Source organism: Acidiferrobacterales bacterium, from assembly GCA_028820695.1.
Classification (GTDB): Bacteria; Pseudomonadota; Gammaproteobacteria; order Arenicellales; family JAJDZL01; genus JAJDZL01.
In genome coordinates this window covers 1-15,640 of the sequence record JAPPIB010000048.1, presented here as the reverse complement: position 1 = coordinate 15,640, position 15,640 = coordinate 1, and the positions used below count along the sequence as shown (strand labels likewise).

The 15,640-nt window shown below is 52.9% G+C and carries 20 protein-coding genes and 1 tRNA gene; 15 read left to right on the top strand and 6 right to left on the bottom strand.

Annotated features, from left to right (window positions below; genetic code table 11):
* The first annotated feature begins 22 nt into the window (after positions 1–22).
* The 3 genes from OXI60_07545 (at position 23) to folP (ending at position 2,556) form a co-directional block, all read left to right on the top strand.
* Positions 23–622 carry a CoA pyrophosphatase gene (locus OXI60_07545; protein ID MDE0309664.1) on the top strand — a complete coding sequence of 200 codons (600 nt, stop codon included), beginning with the start codon at positions 23–25 and terminating at the stop codon, positions 620–622.
* A 194-nt stretch (positions 623–816) separates the two neighbouring features.
* A complete protein-coding gene (locus OXI60_07540) occupies positions 817–1,221 on the top strand; it encodes a 4a-hydroxytetrahydrobiopterin dehydratase (GenBank protein MDE0309663.1) in 405 nt (134 codons plus the stop codon).
* A 27-nt stretch (positions 1,222–1,248) separates the two neighbouring features.
* Positions 1,249–2,556 (top strand): dihydropteroate synthase, encoded by a 1,308-nt coding sequence (gene folP, locus OXI60_07535; GenBank protein MDE0309662.1) that lies wholly within the window; start codon positions 1,249–1,251, stop codon positions 2,554–2,556.
* A gap of 24 nt (positions 2,557–2,580) precedes the next feature.
* On the opposite strand, the gene OXI60_07530 is transcribed toward folP, so the two are convergent.
* The 4 genes from OXI60_07530 to OXI60_07515 are packed head-to-tail and all read right to left on the bottom strand — an operon-like array spanning position 2,581 to position 6,445.
* Positions 2,581–3,141: a DUF447 family protein gene (locus OXI60_07530; GenBank protein ID MDE0309661.1), complete on the bottom strand. Its 561-nt coding sequence runs from the start codon at positions 3,139–3,141 to the stop codon at positions 2,581–2,583.
* The gene (locus OXI60_07525; protein ID MDE0309660.1) at positions 3,138–4,538 is read right to left on the bottom strand and encodes a DUF6513 domain-containing protein; all 1,401 of its coding nucleotides are present in this window, start codon (positions 4,536–4,538) and stop codon (positions 3,138–3,140) included. The genes OXI60_07530 and OXI60_07525 overlap by 4 nt, the downstream gene beginning before the upstream one ends.
* On the bottom strand, positions 4,514–5,074 hold the full coding sequence (locus tag OXI60_07520; GenBank protein MDE0309659.1) for a hypothetical protein: 561 nt from the start codon (positions 5,072–5,074) through the stop codon (positions 4,514–4,516). The genes OXI60_07525 and OXI60_07520 overlap by 25 nt, the downstream gene beginning before the upstream one ends.
* Before the next feature lie 48 nt (positions 5,075–5,122).
* Positions 5,123–6,445, bottom strand: a complete 1,323-nt coding sequence (locus OXI60_07515; protein MDE0309658.1) for a M48 family metalloprotease — start codon at positions 6,443–6,445, stop codon at positions 5,123–5,125.
* A 295-nt stretch (positions 6,446–6,740) separates the two neighbouring features.
* On the opposite strand from OXI60_07515, the gene tusD reads away from it, so the two are divergent.
* Genes tusD through OXI60_07495 form a run of 4 tightly spaced genes read left to right on the top strand, consistent with a single transcriptional unit; the run spans position 6,741 to position 8,202 of the window.
* Positions 6,741–7,133 (top strand): sulfurtransferase complex subunit TusD, encoded by a 393-nt coding sequence (gene tusD / locus OXI60_07510; GenBank protein MDE0309657.1) that lies wholly within the window; start codon positions 6,741–6,743, stop codon positions 7,131–7,133.
* A gap of 18 nt (positions 7,134–7,151) precedes the next feature.
* Entirely contained in the window at positions 7,152–7,544 is a 393-nt protein-coding gene (gene tusC, locus OXI60_07505) for a sulfurtransferase complex subunit TusC (protein MDE0309656.1), read from the top strand.
* A 9-nt stretch (positions 7,545–7,553) separates the two neighbouring features.
* Positions 7,554–7,856, top strand: a complete 303-nt coding sequence (gene tusB / locus OXI60_07500) for a sulfurtransferase complex subunit TusB (GenBank protein MDE0309655.1) — start codon at positions 7,554–7,556, stop codon at positions 7,854–7,856.
* Between the two features lie 13 nt (positions 7,857–7,869).
* The gene (locus tag OXI60_07495) at positions 7,870–8,202 is read left to right on the top strand and encodes a TusE/DsrC/DsvC family sulfur relay protein (GenBank protein ID MDE0309654.1); all 333 of its coding nucleotides are present in this window, start codon (positions 7,870–7,872) and stop codon (positions 8,200–8,202) included.
* Between the two features lie 166 nt (positions 8,203–8,368).
* On the opposite strand, the gene OXI60_07490 is transcribed toward OXI60_07495, so the two are convergent.
* Positions 8,369–9,424 (bottom strand): S1C family serine protease, encoded by a 1,056-nt coding sequence (locus OXI60_07490; GenBank protein ID MDE0309653.1) that lies wholly within the window; start codon positions 9,422–9,424, stop codon positions 8,369–8,371.
* Positions 9,425–9,745: 321 nt separating this feature from the next.
* Between OXI60_07490 and OXI60_07485 the strand changes: the two genes are divergently transcribed.
* The 8 genes from OXI60_07485 (at position 9,746) to OXI60_07450 (ending at position 14,841) form a co-directional block, all read left to right on the top strand.
* The gene (locus tag OXI60_07485; protein MDE0309652.1) at positions 9,746–10,540 is read left to right on the top strand and encodes a phytanoyl-CoA dioxygenase family protein; all 795 of its coding nucleotides are present in this window, start codon (positions 9,746–9,748) and stop codon (positions 10,538–10,540) included.
* A complete protein-coding gene (locus OXI60_07480; protein ID MDE0309651.1) occupies positions 10,537–10,743 on the top strand; it encodes a hypothetical protein in 207 nt (68 codons plus the stop codon). The genes OXI60_07485 and OXI60_07480 overlap by 4 nt, the downstream gene beginning before the upstream one ends.
* Before the next feature lie 27 nt (positions 10,744–10,770).
* Positions 10,771–11,562: a 3-methyl-2-oxobutanoate hydroxymethyltransferase gene (gene panB / locus OXI60_07475; GenBank protein MDE0309650.1), complete on the top strand. Its 792-nt coding sequence runs from the start codon at positions 10,771–10,773 to the stop codon at positions 11,560–11,562.
* Positions 11,555–12,112, top strand: a complete 558-nt coding sequence (locus tag OXI60_07470; GenBank protein MDE0309649.1) for a DUF488 domain-containing protein — start codon at positions 11,555–11,557, stop codon at positions 12,110–12,112. Before panB ends, OXI60_07470 begins: the two co-directional genes overlap by 8 nt.
* Before the next feature lie 105 nt (positions 12,113–12,217).
* The gene (msrA, locus tag OXI60_07465; GenBank protein ID MDE0309648.1) at positions 12,218–12,883 is read left to right on the top strand and encodes a peptide-methionine (S)-S-oxide reductase MsrA; all 666 of its coding nucleotides are present in this window, start codon (positions 12,218–12,220) and stop codon (positions 12,881–12,883) included.
* On the top strand, positions 12,880–13,887 hold the full coding sequence (locus tag OXI60_07460; protein ID MDE0309647.1) for an Ldh family oxidoreductase: 1,008 nt from the start codon (positions 12,880–12,882) through the stop codon (positions 13,885–13,887). Before msrA ends, OXI60_07460 begins: the two co-directional genes overlap by 4 nt.
* A gap of 352 nt (positions 13,888–14,239) precedes the next feature.
* Positions 14,240–14,737, top strand: coding sequence for an RNA pyrophosphohydrolase (locus tag OXI60_07455; protein MDE0309646.1), 498 nt, complete (start codon positions 14,240–14,242; stop codon positions 14,735–14,737).
* Between the two features lie 30 nt (positions 14,738–14,767).
* Positions 14,768–14,841, top strand: a tRNA-Gly gene (locus tag OXI60_07450).
* A gap of 38 nt (positions 14,842–14,879) precedes the next feature.
* Here OXI60_07450 and OXI60_07445 read toward each other — a convergent pair.
* Positions 14,880–15,476, bottom strand: a complete 597-nt coding sequence (locus OXI60_07445) for a BON domain-containing protein (GenBank protein ID MDE0309645.1) — start codon at positions 15,474–15,476, stop codon at positions 14,880–14,882.
* Between the last annotated feature and the right edge of the window lie 164 nt (positions 15,477–15,640).

Here is a 15,640-nt window from a genome sequence, read left to right as displayed (position 1 = left end):
TCTGTGTGTTGAGGCCGATTCAGTGGAACTTGCCGAAGTCAGAAGACTGATGCTCTGTTATCAGCCGACCCTTGTGGACCGGGCGGGTCGGAGAACAGCGGCAGTCGCACTGATTTTGCGCCAGCATGTTCAAGGTGCTGAGGTTTTGTTCATTGAGAGATCACGGCGAACTGACGATCCTTGGTCAGGTCAGATGGCGTTTCCAGGCGGTAAGACAGACCCGTGTGACAGAAGCTCGATGCAGACCACACTTCGGGAAACGCACGAAGAAGTCGGTATCAGCCTGAATCCAGAATTGAATATCGGATGTCTTGACGATCTTGTAGCGCCGCCGAACAGTCCGGCTCACGGGCTTGTCGTATCGTGCCATGCGTTTGAATTGGAGAAAAATGTGCGGATACAGCCCAATTCGGAAGTTCACGACACGATCTGGATTCCGATCGACTGGATGCTCGATCCCAAAAACTTCATCGCAGCCTTTCGACCGCGGGACTATGAAGGTGTGTTTCCCGGACTTCGTGTGGCTCCCGACGATAATCGGGTGATTTGGGGGCTGACTTTTCGGTTTGTCCAAAGTTTCTTGGGAAATCTCCGGCCAGGGTTCTCATTTCGCGTGTCATGAATCGGTGTAATCACATCTGTTTTTCTCAGGATTCGGCGCATTGGCAGCCTGGATTCGGGGGCGGTTCGGAATTGGTTCGCATTTGGCGAACGAGGACACATCAAATTGCGCCTGCCCCAGTAAATTTGTTAACATTTGAAACAGCTGACCGGCCATCTCTGGCGGGGAAATGTCACCAATTCAGGAGAAGAAAAATGTCTGATGAGACGACCGATCGAAGACAAGACGAGACGTTCGACCAAGCGACCATTGAGAGGCGACTCGCCGAAGAGCTGCCTCATTGGTACTACGAGAACGGTTGGATTCGCAGGAAATACCGAACGATGGGGTGGAAGGGGACGCTGATGGTCATCAATGCTGTCGGTCACCTTGCTGAAGCGGCTTGGCATCACCCCGACATCTCCGCCTCTTACGCCTTTGTCATCGTCAAGCTGATGAATCATGCGGCCAAAGGGGTGACCGAAAAGGACTTTGAGCTCGCCAAGAAAATCGAGGAGTTTGTCCATTGGCAACCGGGTCTCGAAGACAGCGCCCTTGAAGGAACGCCCGCGGATCAGCGATTTCGATATATTCGCTACGACGTCGAGAACGACCAGTAGCCCCAACGCAGTACCTTCCTGTTCATCATGGCAAGGACGTCGGATGTCATACTCAGTTTGGGTTCCAACAAGGGAGACCGCAGGGGCTCGTTGCACGAGGGACTGGTACGCCTGAAGGATGCCGGATTCCTGAGCAATCGGACCTCTCCGGTTGTCGAGTCCCCGGCTCTGCTTCCTCCGAACTCACCATCGCAGTGGAATCGTCCCTACCTCAATCTGGTCGTCCAGGGCAGCACGTCATTGGATTTGGATTCATTCTCAAATCTGACGAAGAAGATCCAGTCGGCAACAGGTACGAAGGACCCCCATAGTCGTTGGGCGCCTCGTGACCTGGATATCGATCTTGTGTCATGGGGAGACGAGGTCTTTCAATTCGACGGAACAACGTTGCCTGACGCAGAGGTGTATCTGAAGCCTTATGTTCTTTCACCATTGGTTCACATGAAACCCGATTTTCGATTTCCCGGGATGCGGGCCAAGTCAGTTCTCGAACTGAGCTGTGAGAGATCCGATATCTTCCATATCCCACTTTGGATGGGAATAGTCAACCTGACCCCGGATTCTTTCTCAGATGGCGGTATTCACTGCGATCCGGACAAAGTCGGCAGTACTGTGGAACAGATGATTGAGGACGGTGCCGGCATAATCGACCTTGGTGCCGAATCGACCCGCCCGAACGCGACTCCCGTCTCGCACGAAGAGGAGTGGAACCGGTTGTCACCCGCTCTGGAATCGGTCCTGGGAGTCTGTGAGTCCTGTCTGTTCCCGCCACAGATCAGTATCGATACCTATCATCCGGAAACGGCCCTCAAAGCAGTACAAAGCGGTGTCGACGTCATCAATGATGTCGGCGGTCTCGGTCGGGTCGAAATGCTTGATCTGGCAAAGTCCAGCGACTGTACCTTTGTCGCGATGCATAGCGTTTCAATTCCCGTGGATCCATCGAGAAGCATTGATCCGGATTCAGACGCCTGTGAGGTGTTTGAGGCCTGGTTGGAGGAGAGACAGCGAACCTGGGACAAAGTGGGTCTTGACTTGAGCAGGGTTATCATTGATCCCGGAATAGGGTTCGGCAAGAGCAGTCTGCAGTCGCTGCGACTGATGCGCTCTGTCAGACGTTTGCGCAGCCACGGTTTCCGGCTGCTGATCGGTCATTCGCGCAAGAGTTTCCTTAAGACGTTTTCCTCACGGGAGAGTTCTCAATCGGATCCTGAGACAGTCGGCGCATCGATTCAGTTGTGCTCGCAGTCGGTCGATATTCTGCGTGTTCACGACATCAATTCCCACATCCGTGCTTACCTGAGCTGGGCACACTTGCTGGGTAACACGGTGTAGTCCTGGAGAATCCGAATCTCGCGATCAGTCCGACTCCTGTCGAAAGTTCTCGATCGCCTCGACCAGCCACTGCCAGGCCTCCTTCTCCTTTGCGCCTGAGGTTTTTTCGACGGCAATCGAAAGATACTCCATCTCAGCATCTATCTTTTCCGCCGGCAGCATGTCAAGTCGGCTGACAAGCACTGAAGCTTCGATGATCGCTGCCTGTGCACGGTTGAAACCGCGGAATGCCCGTGTGACAGCATTATGCACCTCGATCATGTAGATTCTCGGGCGAAGTTCATCGTCTGCTTTCTTGACGACCCTGAGTTCGTTGTGTGAGATCGAAGCATCAAGGACATTTCCATTGACCATGGTGGCCGGGTAGACCGGCCAATCACTTCTTCCTGTCACACACCCTGCGAACAACCGTACGTCATCTGTAACGTTCACCACCGCCACGCCGGTCAATTCAACATTGGTTAGCGTCTGCGATGGCTTGAATGGTGCGATGACCGTGAATCCGTCCTCGGTCCAGATTCCCATCGGCGCGATGTGAACCGCCCCATGTTCATTGACAGTCGTCACGACAACTTCATGAATCATGACGCGTCAGTTTCCTTGTTCGATTGCTGTGTTGAGCGGGGTGTCTGATATTCATCATCGTCCTGTTCTGCGCGAAGCAGGCAACCCCAGTTCAGTGCCCGATCCTGAATATAGCGTTTTCCCAACTGCCAGGCAATTTGCGCCTTGGTGAGTTCTACGCCGAGATAGAATGCGTGCGATCCGTCATTGTCCACTTTCAGATGAGGGAACAGCTCGAAAGGATCGGTGGATTCCCATATTCCGTCGCGGTTGAAGATGTGCACACCGTTGTCGCTGACCTGAATCCGAAAACTGGGATCCTTGATCATCTGCGCCAATTCCCTGATCTCTGCGGCCGGAGTCGGAAACGGTTTTTTCTCATGTAGCGCAAGCAAGCCATCACTGTAATGCTGAGGCAAGCTCGAATCCTGTTTTGCGGCGTACATGATCCGACGTGCCAGGTCGGCTTCGGCGACAGCCGTTCTCGCATGTCCGCTCACCTCAGTAGTCAGTATTGCGCTCGCGTCCAATTCAGACGCGATTCCCGCCAGCAAGGCTGTCATGCCGATTGTGTCCGCTTCGGTCAGTTCAGTGATGTTTCCGGTTCCGATCATGATTGGAACTTCGGGATATCGCAAGCGTAACTCCTGATATTGGACAATGGACCGGACAAAGCCGAAGTGGATTGGATTTAGAATCGAATCCGCCAGAAAATTCCTTCCCCTCTCGCCGAGCGTGTCGATTGATCGGTAAAGAGACTCGACGCCCGTGTCAGCATCGGGAATCACAACCGGGATGCTATCGACTTCATCAGCAATCCACAACGAGCTTTCCGACAGACTCAGCAGGTAGTCGGCACCCGCCTGACCGCCGCGCACCAGTTCCTGATCGTCAAGTGAATCGACACTGACTTTGAATCCTTTGTGCTTGAGTTCTCTGACCGATTCCTCCAAGTGCTGAAAATCCTGCCCTGGCAAGCATCCAAGATCGATAACATCTGCACCTGAATCCTGATAAGTCCTTGCCAATTCGACAATCTGATCGATGGGCAGATTCGGAGCGTCGACAATTTCAGCGAAAATCAATACAGAATGATGGTCAAGCGAGGCTTTACGAGACTGTGCGCCGAAGTATTCCGGCAGATCCTTCAGTTCCTTGGGTCCCTTGACAACGTTGACGCCGAAGTGATCCGACAGGCGTTCGACATTTCCTGCGCACAGGCCGGGCAGCATGACCATGTCGAACGAGTCAACCGCGTCCAGCCGTCGCATCAGAATGCTTTCGGAAATCAGCGCTGCCACGCTGACACCCAGCGGTCGGATCTCATACGAGAACGCCTCGGAACTGATGCCGTCCATCGTGCGTTGCAGACTCGAGTGCGCCAGTTTCCCCGTTACGAATAGGATTCGGTCAGGCATTCCACCCTGTGCAATACAGCATGTTGCAGATCTTTCAAGTCTGTTGTCGAAGTTGTATTTTCGAATTCACCGATTTTCCTGGCGCATTCAAGATCAACTTCACGGGGATAGACCGTCACCATCTTGCCGGGAGCCGGCGTGATCACGATCGGTTCGGTGTCACAGGCATAGACGATGATCGGGATTCGGCATTTGCCTGCCTGCGCGAAAACATTGGTCACCAGGGTGTCCGAAATCCCGGCTACGCACTTTGCTACGGTATTGGACGTTGCCGGCGCTACGACGAGCGTATGGTAGTTTCCTTCGTAGAACTGGCCGACTGGGACCGCGCTGGCAGTTGAGTCATGGAACAGGCGGATCTTGGCATCTCGCAGTCGATCGATGTATTTGTACATCACGAGCACCTCTTCGACTGCCTTGCTCAAGAAAACATCGACATCTGTCAGTTCAATCAGAAAATCGAGGCACTCCTTGAGGTCGTGGCCGGAGCCGGTCAGCGCCCAGGCAAATTTCGCATTCTTGTATCGACGGGGCATCGTTATGTCTTCCAACCTGAAATCAGGCAGATTGCGCGGGCATGTGTGTCACTTCTCCCGCCAGCTGATCTCCTTGCCGATGATGTTGATTTTCTCCTTGATGACTTCTCTGGAGTAGAAGTCGTCAGCCGTTGTTTGGGCGGTTTTCAGAGTGCTCATTGCCTCGCTCAGGCTTCCTAGCCGAAAAAGATATTCGGCTCTTGCGAGGTAACCTGTCAGTAACTCACCGGCTTTCTGTGCCACTTCGGCCTGTAACTTGTACAGCTGCAGATTATCGGGAAACCTCTGAATATGTTTTCTGATGTACCGGTTTGCCCCGTGCGAGTCATCCGATCGCAATAGCGCCCGTGTGTACAGTTCGACAACAGCACTGTCAGGCTCCGGTCCCAGGGCAGTTTCCTCAAGCAGTAATCTGGCGGATTCAAATTCATGGGAGTCCAACATGATTTCGGCCTCTGCTTTCAGCAGCCAGACATTATTCGGCAGACGACTTCGGAGCGAGGAAAGAATATTGCGTGCCGCTTCGACTTGCCCATCTTTGGCCAGCGACAGGGCATAACCGTATTGGGCGGCGACTTGTTCAATTTCACTGCCAGCTGTCAATCTGCTCTCGAAATACCTATAAGTTTTATTCGGCTCCCACTCGAAGAGAACTTTGACCCGATTCCTGACAAAATGAAAATCTTCCGACATCTGTGGTTCGGGAATATTCTTGTATTTTTTGACTCTGGCTTCAAAACTGGCAATTCTTTCAGGCGTGATGGGGTGGGTATTATGGATATTGCTTTGTATGGCACCCTGTTCGCGGATCTCCTTTTCCATCACAAGCATGAAATCCCTGGCATCGAGCGGACTGTATCCGGACGCAGTCAGAATCTGAAGACCCACTGCGTCAGCCTCCCGTTCGTAGCTCAAGGTATGGTCAATGATCGATTCCACCCGTGCTGCCTGAGCGCCTGCAGCCACCGCAATCCCTTCATCTCCGCCTGCTGCGATTCCGGCCAGAATGAGCAGCACAGACGGTAGGAAAGTGGCTTGGTGGTCCTCGCTCAATCTCAGCAGATGGTCTTGTTTGTGATGTGCAAGCTCGTGCGCGATTACAGAAGCCAGCTGACCTTCGTTGCCAGCTGCCTCAATGATGCCGGTATTGATGAAAAACGTGGCACCGGGGCCGGCAAAAGCGTTGATTGCCGAGTCGACCGCGACATGGTAACTGAGCGGGTCGGAGTCCATGTTTGAGTTGCTTGCGAGTTTCCTCGCCAGATCGTATACATAGGTGTTGATCTGCGTATCGTCGGACAGGTCGACAGATTTGCGAACCAAATTCAGAAAATATCGGCTCTCCCGTTCAAGCCGCTTGGACTTGAACATATTTGCTGATTGTGCATGTGTCTGTTCGGACGCATGGGGTAAAAGCCACGAAACGATGCCGAACACGGAAAGCAGGATGATCAGTCTGGTTGTCTTGATCTTGATTGGTGAGTCTCCGCAAAGAATTCGGGTGTGGTGGCCAACGCAGGTCGTAAAGCACTGAAGTCAGCGGTAATGTCTAAATTTTACCAGTATCGAAATTTATAAATTTCGAATTCGGTAAAATGAATCGTATTGGATTGATCGTTACGGTAAGGATGCAGGAAGTCAGTCTTCCTGATCCGCAGTCTGATTTATGAAGTTCAATATCCTAGTCAACGAAGGACCTTACACCCACCAGGCATCCGACTCGGCATATCAGTTTGCAAGGGCCGCAGTCGGTGCAGGGCACGAAGTGGTTCGTGTGTTCTTCTACCATGACGGAGTCTACAACGCGAACAGTCTGAGTACACCGCCTGTTGATGACCGTGACGTTGTAAGCCAATGGGTACGTCTTGCTGACGAACACGAAATTGATCTTGCGGTATGCGTCACCGCCTCCCTGAAACGCGGTATCTTGAGCGATCAGTCGGCTCTTCGATACGGTAAGAATGCCGACAATGTCGAGAGCAGGTTCCAGGTTGCCGGCGCCGGTTACTTTATCGAGGGCAGCATCATTGCGGATCGTACGATTGTATTTGGCGACTGATATTCTGCATGCCTGACCATGGCTTCTCAAAAAAAACGCATCATGTATTTCAATCGCCGGGCGCCATACGGCACCGCATACGCGCTCGAAGCTCTTGATGTAGTTTTGGCGGGTGCGGTGTTTGAGCAGGAGGTCAGTGTTGTCTTCGTCGATGACGGTGTGTACCAGCTAAAACGCGGTCAGAATCCCTCGGTCCTGAATATGAAAGACTTTTCCAAGACCTTTGGCGCCTTGCCTGATTTTGACGTGATGCATCTGTATGTTGAGCAAGAGTCCCTGGCGAAGCGTGGCTTGACGGTTCAGGATCTGATCGAGGTACCGCGCCGCGACGACACCGATGCCGTGACGCCGATCTCGTCGGCCGACCTGTCCGTCCTGATGGATCGGCAGGATGTGGTCCTGCAATTCTAGCGACACCCGATGCTGCATACAGTCAACAAATCCCCATCAGAAAAAACAACGCTGATCAGTTGTCTGCGTCTTGCAGCCGAAAACAGCGACATCATTCTGATTGAGGATGCGGTGTACGCAGCGATGACCGGCACGCACACTGAATTTCTGATCCACAGTGCATTGGCAAGATGCCGGATTTATGTTCTGGAACCGGATATGGAGTGCCGCGGACTTGATAAATCCAGACTGATCGATGGCATAAGAACCGTCGATTACGATGGGTTTGTGGAACTGTCGGTCAGGAACAGCGCGGTACACTCCTGGCTCTGAAGGGACCGAAAGCATGACTCTGGAATTTGACGGCAAGATCTATCCGACAGACCCTGAGGGTTTCTTGCTCAATCCCGAGCAGTGGTCTGAGAACCTGGCTCGAAAGATGGCACAGGATGACCGATGCGAGTTGGGCCCAGACCATTGGCAGGTCATCTGCTTTGTGCGGGAGTATTATGCGCAATATGCAATCGCGCCACCGATTCGTATATTGGTACGTCATATGGGAAACAAGCTTGGCAGGGAAAAAGCCAACAGTCCCTATCTTTATGAGCTGTTCCCACACGGGCCGGCAAAACAGGCATGCCGCTATGCGGGACTGCCGAAGCCGACCGGTTGTATCTGATCATACTTGCAGCAGACGGATATTGATGCCCTTGGCGGGCATGTGAGCCTGTTTTTTTTGCTAATGCCTAATATACAGCGGTCGCCATATTCACCATTGGCGTGCTTGGCGTTGTGCGTTTGGGCTTTGCCCGACTGCTGAACCGCGTCGATGCGGTCAATGCGTTTCAGTTCAGCATCGCCGAGTATTGTGGAGTAGGATTGGTTCTGAGCCAGTCGTATCGGTCCCCGGACTCCACGACAATTTCCCTGACAATGCCGTTGCGCACGACCGAAATGCGCACATCAACGCCTGCGGGTCCGGTCGCCCAGACATTTTTATAGAAACTGGCCATACCCGAAACCGGCTGACCGTTGACGGCTACGATGATGTCGTTGAGTTTGATTCCCGCTTTTTCAGCCGGACTGTCGAAGGCCACTCGAAAAACGAAAAGATGTCCTCGGTCCACCGCAGTGTAGACTCCTAGCCACGGCCGCTGCTCACCGGCGGCCCGTCCATGCAGTAACAGGTCATTGAAAATGGGTTTCAGCAAATCGATTGGTACAAACATGTTCCCTGGAACGGGTCTGGAACCGTCGATGGTTGTCGCATCGTTGACGATCAGTGAGCCTACACCGACCAATCTGCCGTTGGTGCTGATCAGTGCCGCACCACCGAATCCGCTGAACGGCGGAGTGGTAAAAATGGCCTGATCCAGCAGATATTCCCAGTAGCCTGGAAATTCCCTTATATCAACGATCTGCACGACCTGCATGTAGTCCGGTCCGATATGTGAAATGATCAATGCTGCATCGTCGGGTGACAGGAGAGAGGACTCTCCAAGCGGAATGCCTCGGATGCCCATCGAATGTATCGCTCTGACCAGACCAAAGCCACTGTCGTAGTCGTATGCAACGATTTCAGCCGGCACATAATTGCCTTGGATGTCTGTAACCTCAACATCGGAGGCTTCCAGAATGAGGTATCCAATCGTCAGGACCAGTCCATCGTCACCGATTACGATTCCGCTCCCTTCGCGCTCGGTTCCCAGAGAATTTGCAGTCCTTGCCGAATCCGGCACGATCGAGCGAAGTCCGACAACCGCTTGGATCGTTGCCTCAACCAGATCATCTGAGTCCTGAGAGGCGAATGTCGGAGAGATTATGAGCAGTGCGGCAAAAATGCTGCCGAGCAGTGTGCACATCAGTCGATCGATTGCGGAAGATGGATTTGCGTTCATCATGATCTACCGGGCAAATTCCAGGGTGCCACTTGCAGTATCGGAAAGTTCTGACACCGATATACAGGATTGTAACCACAATTACTTGTCGCCTGCAAAAAATCAACACCGGACTCCATCGGCACTGCACGGCCCTGGAAGTCAGTCCGCATGCATGGCCGATGTCTGCTCGTTTTGGCTTGATAGCGGCAGCTGAACGAGGACAACGATTGTCAAAGTCTCGCGATTGCCGATAAAATGTACCGAGATGGCGGTCTGAAAAGGTTTCACGCTGAAGCATGTGCATTTTCGGGTTGACGGCATGCGCGACTGCCGGGGGTGGATGTGAATTTGCAGAATTTCCATGGTGATCAGTTACTGAATGATGAGACCGGATTGGCCAGATTCAATCAGAACGGTTATCTGATTGTGAGAAATCTGTGCGATGCCGGTGATCTTCAGGAGATGGTCGACGTAATCCTTTCGTCGATTGAACCTGCACTGGCACCGGTCGAGTATGAAGCTGATGTACATTATCCCGGTGCGCCCGATTCCCGCCAGGCGCCAGGCGGTGATACGCCGCGAAGGCTGCTTCATGCGATTGCAAGAGATGCGCGGTTCCGCAACTGGGCGGTTGACGATCACGTGACCGGTCATGTGATGAATCTGTTGCGCACCACCCATATCCAGGTCAGCCAGAATCATCACAACTGTATCATGACAAAATTCCCAGGATACGGGAGTGAGACCGGATGGCATCAGGATATCCGTTACTGGAGTTTTGATCAGCCCGAACTTGTCACCACATGGTTGGCACTGGGAGAAGAATCGAATGAGAACGGCAGTTTGACGGTAATTCCCGGGTCGCATAGAATGGACTTCGACAGAGGGCAGTTTGATGCTGCATTGTTCTTTCGGTCTGATGTTGAGCGCAATGTTCCCCTGATGGAGTCCGCCGAGTCGATCAAACTCAATGCGGGTGACGTGATGTTCTTTCATTGCAGGCTGCTGCATTCCGCAGGTCAAAACCGCACCGATTCGGTAAAACTCTCCGTGGTTTTCACTTATCATGCCTATTCCAACCGTCCCATAGCGGGGACGCGATCGGCTGAACATCCGGACATTGATATTCGACGATGATGGAAAATCTTGGTTACTTGCTATATCCGGTCATGGTTGTGATTGTGGTTTGGATGTGGCTCAGGGTACGCGGTATGACAATTGAGCAGATCGTCGCGCAATCCGCCGACGAACATCACACTGTGAATGATATTTTCGAGCGTCATCCATATGGGGGTGACTGGCTGGAATTCACCGCGTGGGTTGACGACCATCGTCATTGAGCCGATTTTCAGGACAGCCTTCTCGCCATGACAGCCACTGTCAACACGTTCACACAACACAAGCGCGAAGGTCGTAAATTTGCCTGCCTTACGGCTTACGGATACTGTGAGGCGGTTGCCGCCTCTGAGTCAGGCGTGGAACTGTTGCTTGTCGGAGATTCCCTGGGCATGGTGGTTCAAGGGCACGACAGCAGTTTGCCTGTGACGATTGAGGAGGTTGCCTATCACGTCGGCTGTGTCCGGCGCGGCAACCGTGGCGCCTTGCTGATGGCAGATCTGCCGTTCATGAGTTACTACACCGAAAACGCGACGCTGGAAAACGCCGCACTGTTGATGCGGGAAGGCGCGCAGATCGTCAAGCTGGAGGGGGGCGCATGGCTTGCGGAGTCGACAAGACTGCTCGTCGAAAGAGGCGTGCCGGTCTGCGCCCATATGGGGTTGACACCACAGTCCGTCAATCATCTCGGTGGCTATCGGGTACAGGGGCGGGACCCTGTCAAGGCCAATACCATGATTGCCGAGGCCAAATTGCTTGAGGAGGCGGGTGCGAGTTTCATCTTGCTGGAATGCGTTCCGACATCATTGGGCAAGTCGATCACAGAAAGTCTGTCGATTCCCGTGATCGGGATCGGTGCCGGGCCGCATACCGACGGACAGATCATGGTGCTTCACGACTTGCTTGGACTTTACCCCGGCAAGTCCGCCAAGTTTGTCAAGAACTTCTTGCTTGGCAGCACCGATATCCAGTCGGCGATCGGTGCGTACGTTGCCGCAGTTCGCAATCAGGAATTTCCGGCCCGGGAACATTGCTATGAGTGACCGCGGGATGCTTGCCTGGACCATGGGTTATGGCGATCGGACCATCAGTGAATTTATCGGTCTGTTGGCTCGCTGCAATCTCGATACAGTGGTCGACATCCGGCTTTTCCCCGCCGCCGGTAACAATGACCACTTCAGAAAGAGGGCGCTTGGACAGGTACTGGAGTCAAACGGGATTGAGTTGCACCTGGCAGGACATCAGTTTGGAGGTCCCCGGGATGAGAGTGAGGATTCTCCCCATGTCGCGTTACACAGAAAAATGCGGGGATATGCCGACTACATGTCAACATCGGCATTCAGGTCCGGAATTCACAGACTCGTCGAACTTTGCCGAACCCGCCGACTCGTTATCGTCAATGAGCAAGTGGATTATGAAAAATGTCATCGAAAGCTCCTTGCCGACTATCTGTATCTGGTCGAGGGTGTCAGGATGATTCACATTATTGGGCACGAGACATTTGAGGAACATCGCGTGACTGTTTCCGCTCAATACCAATTCAATACAATAACCTATGACAATTACAGTGAACCGAGCCGCCAGCTCCACTGAATACCGATATCGGCGTTGCATCATCTGAATTGGCATCTGCCAGACTTCACATGCACTCCGTCTCGAATCGCTTGTATTTCAAACCTCAGTCGCAGGAACCCGCTTATGTTCTTTAACTTCAATCGAAAAACCTCAATACCCGACCGCAATGAGGCATTGCCCGGACGCACGGAATCCATTCCAATATTGGGCAATCACTTCATGAATGGCCGGTCCATGATCGAACCTTATCCGCAGGACTCCCGTATCGCCATGTTCGGAGGGGGATGTTTTTGGGGCGTCGAAAGAAAATTCTGGCAATTGGACGGCGTCCATGTGACCGCAGTGGGGTATTCGGGCGGTTACACGCCGAATCCAACTTATCGCGAGGTCTGTTCCGGAATGACCGGCCATAACGAGGTTGTCCGGGTTGTGTTCATGCCGGATCGGATATCTTATGAAAGTCTGTTGCAGGTATTTTGGGAGTGTCACGATCCCACCCAGGGAATGAGACAGGGTAATGATGTCGGAACACAGTACCGTTCCGGAATCTACACCTATGGATCGGAACAGAAAGCAATCGCAGTTGAATCACTGCAAGCGTATTCGCAAGCAATCAGGAAAAAAGGTTACGGAGCGATAACCACCGAAATTGTCGATGCGTCTGAATTTTACTTTGCTGAAGCGGAGCACCAGCAATATCTGGGTAAGAATCCGCACGGCTATTGCGGACTCGGCGGGACCGGCGTGTGCTACGTTCCGACACAGGAACCTGTTTCCGCCTCGGCATGAAGAACAACGACGTTGCGCTGAGCCTGGAGGAGGTTTACCAGCTGAGTCTGGATGCCCTGACGGGTTGCGGCGCACGACGAGCGAACGCACAACCCGTCGCGAAGTCGATTCAGGATGCTGAGGCTGATGGCATAAGAAACGTCGGACTGAACTATCTTTCCCACTACTGCGAGCATCTTCGTTGCGGAAAGGTCGATGGCGATGCTGAGCCTGCGTGGCAGCAGACCGCGCCTGCGGTCATGGTGGCGGATGCCGCAAACGGATTTGCCCATAGCGCTTTCGATCAGGTTTATGGCGAATTTCTGCAAATGGTGAGAGCAACCGGTATCGGTTCGCTCGCCATAAAGAATTCCTATGCAGCCGGTGTCATCGGCTGGTATGTCGAAATTCTTGCTGATAACGGACTGATTTCCCTGGCCTACGCCAACTCCCCGCCTGCCATCGCGCCTTGGGGCGGTGCCAAGGCATTTTTCGGTACCAATCCACTTGCATTTGGTGTTCCGAGAAAGAGCAATCCACCAATGATTATCGATCAGTCATCCAGCGTAACGGCAAAGGTGAATGTCGTACAGGCAGCCAAATCCGGAGAGCCCATTCCTGACTCGTGGGCACTGGACAGCAATGGCAATCCGACGGTGGATGCCAAAGCGGGTCTGGCGGGTTCAATGGCGCCTGCGGGAGGATACAAAGGTGTGGCACTGGCAATGATTGTCGATTTGTTGGCGGGTGGACTCGGTGGTCCGAACATGTCGTATTGCGCGGACACCTTTGGAGACACCAGCGGTGGCCCGCCCGGCGTCGGACAGTTCTTCATTGGAATCGCGCCGGAGTACTTCGGCTCGGAATTCGGCGCAAGGGCTGAATCGATGTTTGCGCAAATGTGTGTCGAGCCCGGTGTTCGGCTTCCTGGAGACCGGCGTCACGAACACCGAATCAAGGCCTGGTCACAGGGTGTAAGTCTTCCCGAATCTCTCTATCGTAAGCTGCTCGACTACGCACGCTGACTGAAACAGCAAAGTAGTCTGTGTCTGCAATTCTGGGTACACTCTAAACTGGCTACCTTTGACGAGTTGAAATGATGACTGAAATGTGGTCTGTAGGAATTTCGGTCTCTCCATGTCGCGAGGCTGAACGAATTGGTTACGACGCCAGCGCCCGGGCCTGTCAGGCGTATCGGCCTCGGACGAAAAGTGCGTTCGTCCGGCGACTTTCCATTCTCCGACAGACAACTGAATGCCACCGGTGAATCAATACCATCAGGCGACCGACAAAAAATTGCGATTCGTTCTCGAACCTTCTAAAATCATTGATCCAGACTCAATGATTTCCGACTTGATCAGAGCATGAAGAGTGTCCATGGAGGAGTATATTCGACAATCCGCCTATCGTCCTAACGTAGCGATTGTATTGTGCAACAAGCAGGCACAGGTACTCTGGGCGCGACGTACAAGACGCGATGGATGGCAATTCCCGCAAGGTGGCATCGCGCCGAATGAGACTTCTGACGAGGCGGCATACCGTGAACTGGAAGAGGAACTGGGTCTGAAACGCTGCCATGTCCGACTGATCGGTTCGACCAATCAATGGTTCCAGTATGATATTCCGCGAAAATATCTTCGGAATCGATATCTGAGCCGATTCCGGGGACAGACGCAGAAGTGGTTCCTGTTCGAGTTTATCGGCAAGGAGTCTGATTTCTGTCTAGACTGCTCATCCCACCCCGAGTTCGATGACTGGAAGTGGGTTGACTATCGGTCGGCTGCGGATCGCGTGGTGAGTTTCAAGCAAGCGGTGTATCGCGATGCGCTTGCGGAACTCGAACCGTATCTGGGTTGCATCCGCGAAAACGAATAGCACCAACTCGTTTGGGATAGACCAAGTCGAGCGGGCGTAGTTCAATGGTAGAACTTCAGCTTCCCAAGCTGACTACGTGGGTTCGATTCCCATCGTCCGCTCCATCAGTTCGATTCGGCTCGAGCGGATCCCGCGACCGACATCAGGTCTGGGATTCTTCCACGGTTTTCAGTTCGAATACCGTAATCACCCGTTCCGAGCGTCTCGTGTTCTGCGCGATTTTCGCAGCTTGCTCGGCGACCTCTTCGGAGACGACACCCATCAGATAGACAGTCTTGCGGTACACCACCACATGTACCGTCGGCGAGTTCTTTTTCAGTTCCCTCGAAATTCGGTGTTTCACAGACATCTGCAGAATTTTATCCCTGCCTAGCACCAGGGGGCTGCGGGACTTCTCCACCCTGATTTCATTGACAACCTTTCGAACGTAAGGATGCTCTTCGACCAGGCTTTCCACCTGTTCCTTTGCTTGTGCCGACTCGACTGATCCGGTCAGTAGCACGACACCGTTGACGGTTGTCACATTGACCTGGGTGTCTGCGCCCAGCTCAGGTGTTTGCCTTGCGATCAGATTGCTCAGTCGGAACGTGATCGAGCTGTCTTCGATCTTCTTGGTGATGGTTCTGGATTCGACAGGCTTCTCGGTTTGCGCAAAACCGGCGATCGAAAACAGCATCAGTATTCCGAACATGAACGGACGTAAAATGCCCGGATTTAAAGGACTTGGATATATAAACATGGAATTCACATCCGAGGGGAATTAGGACTGGAACAAACATCCAAAACGAGATGTCTACACTGGCAGATATTGTACATTATCTGCTGTTTTGACGTGTTTTTCTTTGGTGACCCTGAAATCGCGTTAGAGCATTATTTTCGCATCAACAGCCCGATTCTGGCGTA

Bases quoted from the DNA above. Each gene is read 5' to 3' on its own strand.
- OXI60_07525 (MDE0309660.1), bottom strand. From the start codon at position 4,538: ATGCCTGACCGAATCCTATTCGTAACGGGGAAACTGGCGCACTCGAGT.
- msrA (MDE0309648.1), top strand. From the start codon at position 12,218: ATGTTCTTTAACTTCAATCGAAAAACCTCAATACCCGACCGCAATGAG.
- OXI60_07520 (MDE0309659.1), bottom strand. From the start codon at position 5,074: ATGCCCCGTCGATACAAGAATGCGAAATTTGCCTGGGCGCTGACCGGC.
- OXI60_07530 (MDE0309661.1), bottom strand. From the start codon at position 3,141: ATGATTCATGAAGTTGTCGTGACGACTGTCAATGAACATGGGGCGGTT.
- tusB (MDE0309655.1), top strand. From the start codon at position 7,554: ATGCTGCATACAGTCAACAAATCCCCATCAGAAAAAACAACGCTGATC.
- OXI60_07470 (MDE0309649.1), top strand. From the start codon at position 11,555: ATGAGTGACCGCGGGATGCTTGCCTGGACCATGGGTTATGGCGATCGG.
- OXI60_07490 (MDE0309653.1), bottom strand. From the start codon at position 9,424: ATGATGAACGCAAATCCATCTTCCGCAATCGATCGACTGATGTGCACA.
- panB (MDE0309650.1), top strand. From the start codon at position 10,771: ATGACAGCCACTGTCAACACGTTCACACAACACAAGCGCGAAGGTCGT.
- OXI60_07455 (MDE0309646.1), top strand. From the start codon at position 14,240: ATGGAGGAGTATATTCGACAATCCGCCTATCGTCCTAACGTAGCGATT.
- OXI60_07480 (MDE0309651.1), top strand. From the start codon at position 10,537: ATGATGGAAAATCTTGGTTACTTGCTATATCCGGTCATGGTTGTGATT.
- folP (MDE0309662.1), top strand. From the start codon at position 1,249: ATGGCAAGGACGTCGGATGTCATACTCAGTTTGGGTTCCAACAAGGGA.
- OXI60_07460 (MDE0309647.1), top strand. From the start codon at position 12,880: ATGAAGAACAACGACGTTGCGCTGAGCCTGGAGGAGGTTTACCAGCTG.
- tusC (MDE0309656.1), top strand. From the start codon at position 7,152: ATGGCTTCTCAAAAAAAACGCATCATGTATTTCAATCGCCGGGCGCCA.
- OXI60_07445 (MDE0309645.1), bottom strand. From the start codon at position 15,476: ATGTTTATATATCCAAGTCCTTTAAATCCGGGCATTTTACGTCCGTTC.
- OXI60_07515 (MDE0309658.1), bottom strand. From the start codon at position 6,445: ATGTTCAAGTCCAAGCGGCTTGAACGGGAGAGCCGATATTTTCTGAAT.
- tusD (MDE0309657.1), top strand. From the start codon at position 6,741: ATGAAGTTCAATATCCTAGTCAACGAAGGACCTTACACCCACCAGGCA.
- OXI60_07540 (MDE0309663.1), top strand. From the start codon at position 817: ATGTCTGATGAGACGACCGATCGAAGACAAGACGAGACGTTCGACCAA.
- OXI60_07495 (MDE0309654.1), top strand. From the start codon at position 7,870: ATGACTCTGGAATTTGACGGCAAGATCTATCCGACAGACCCTGAGGGT.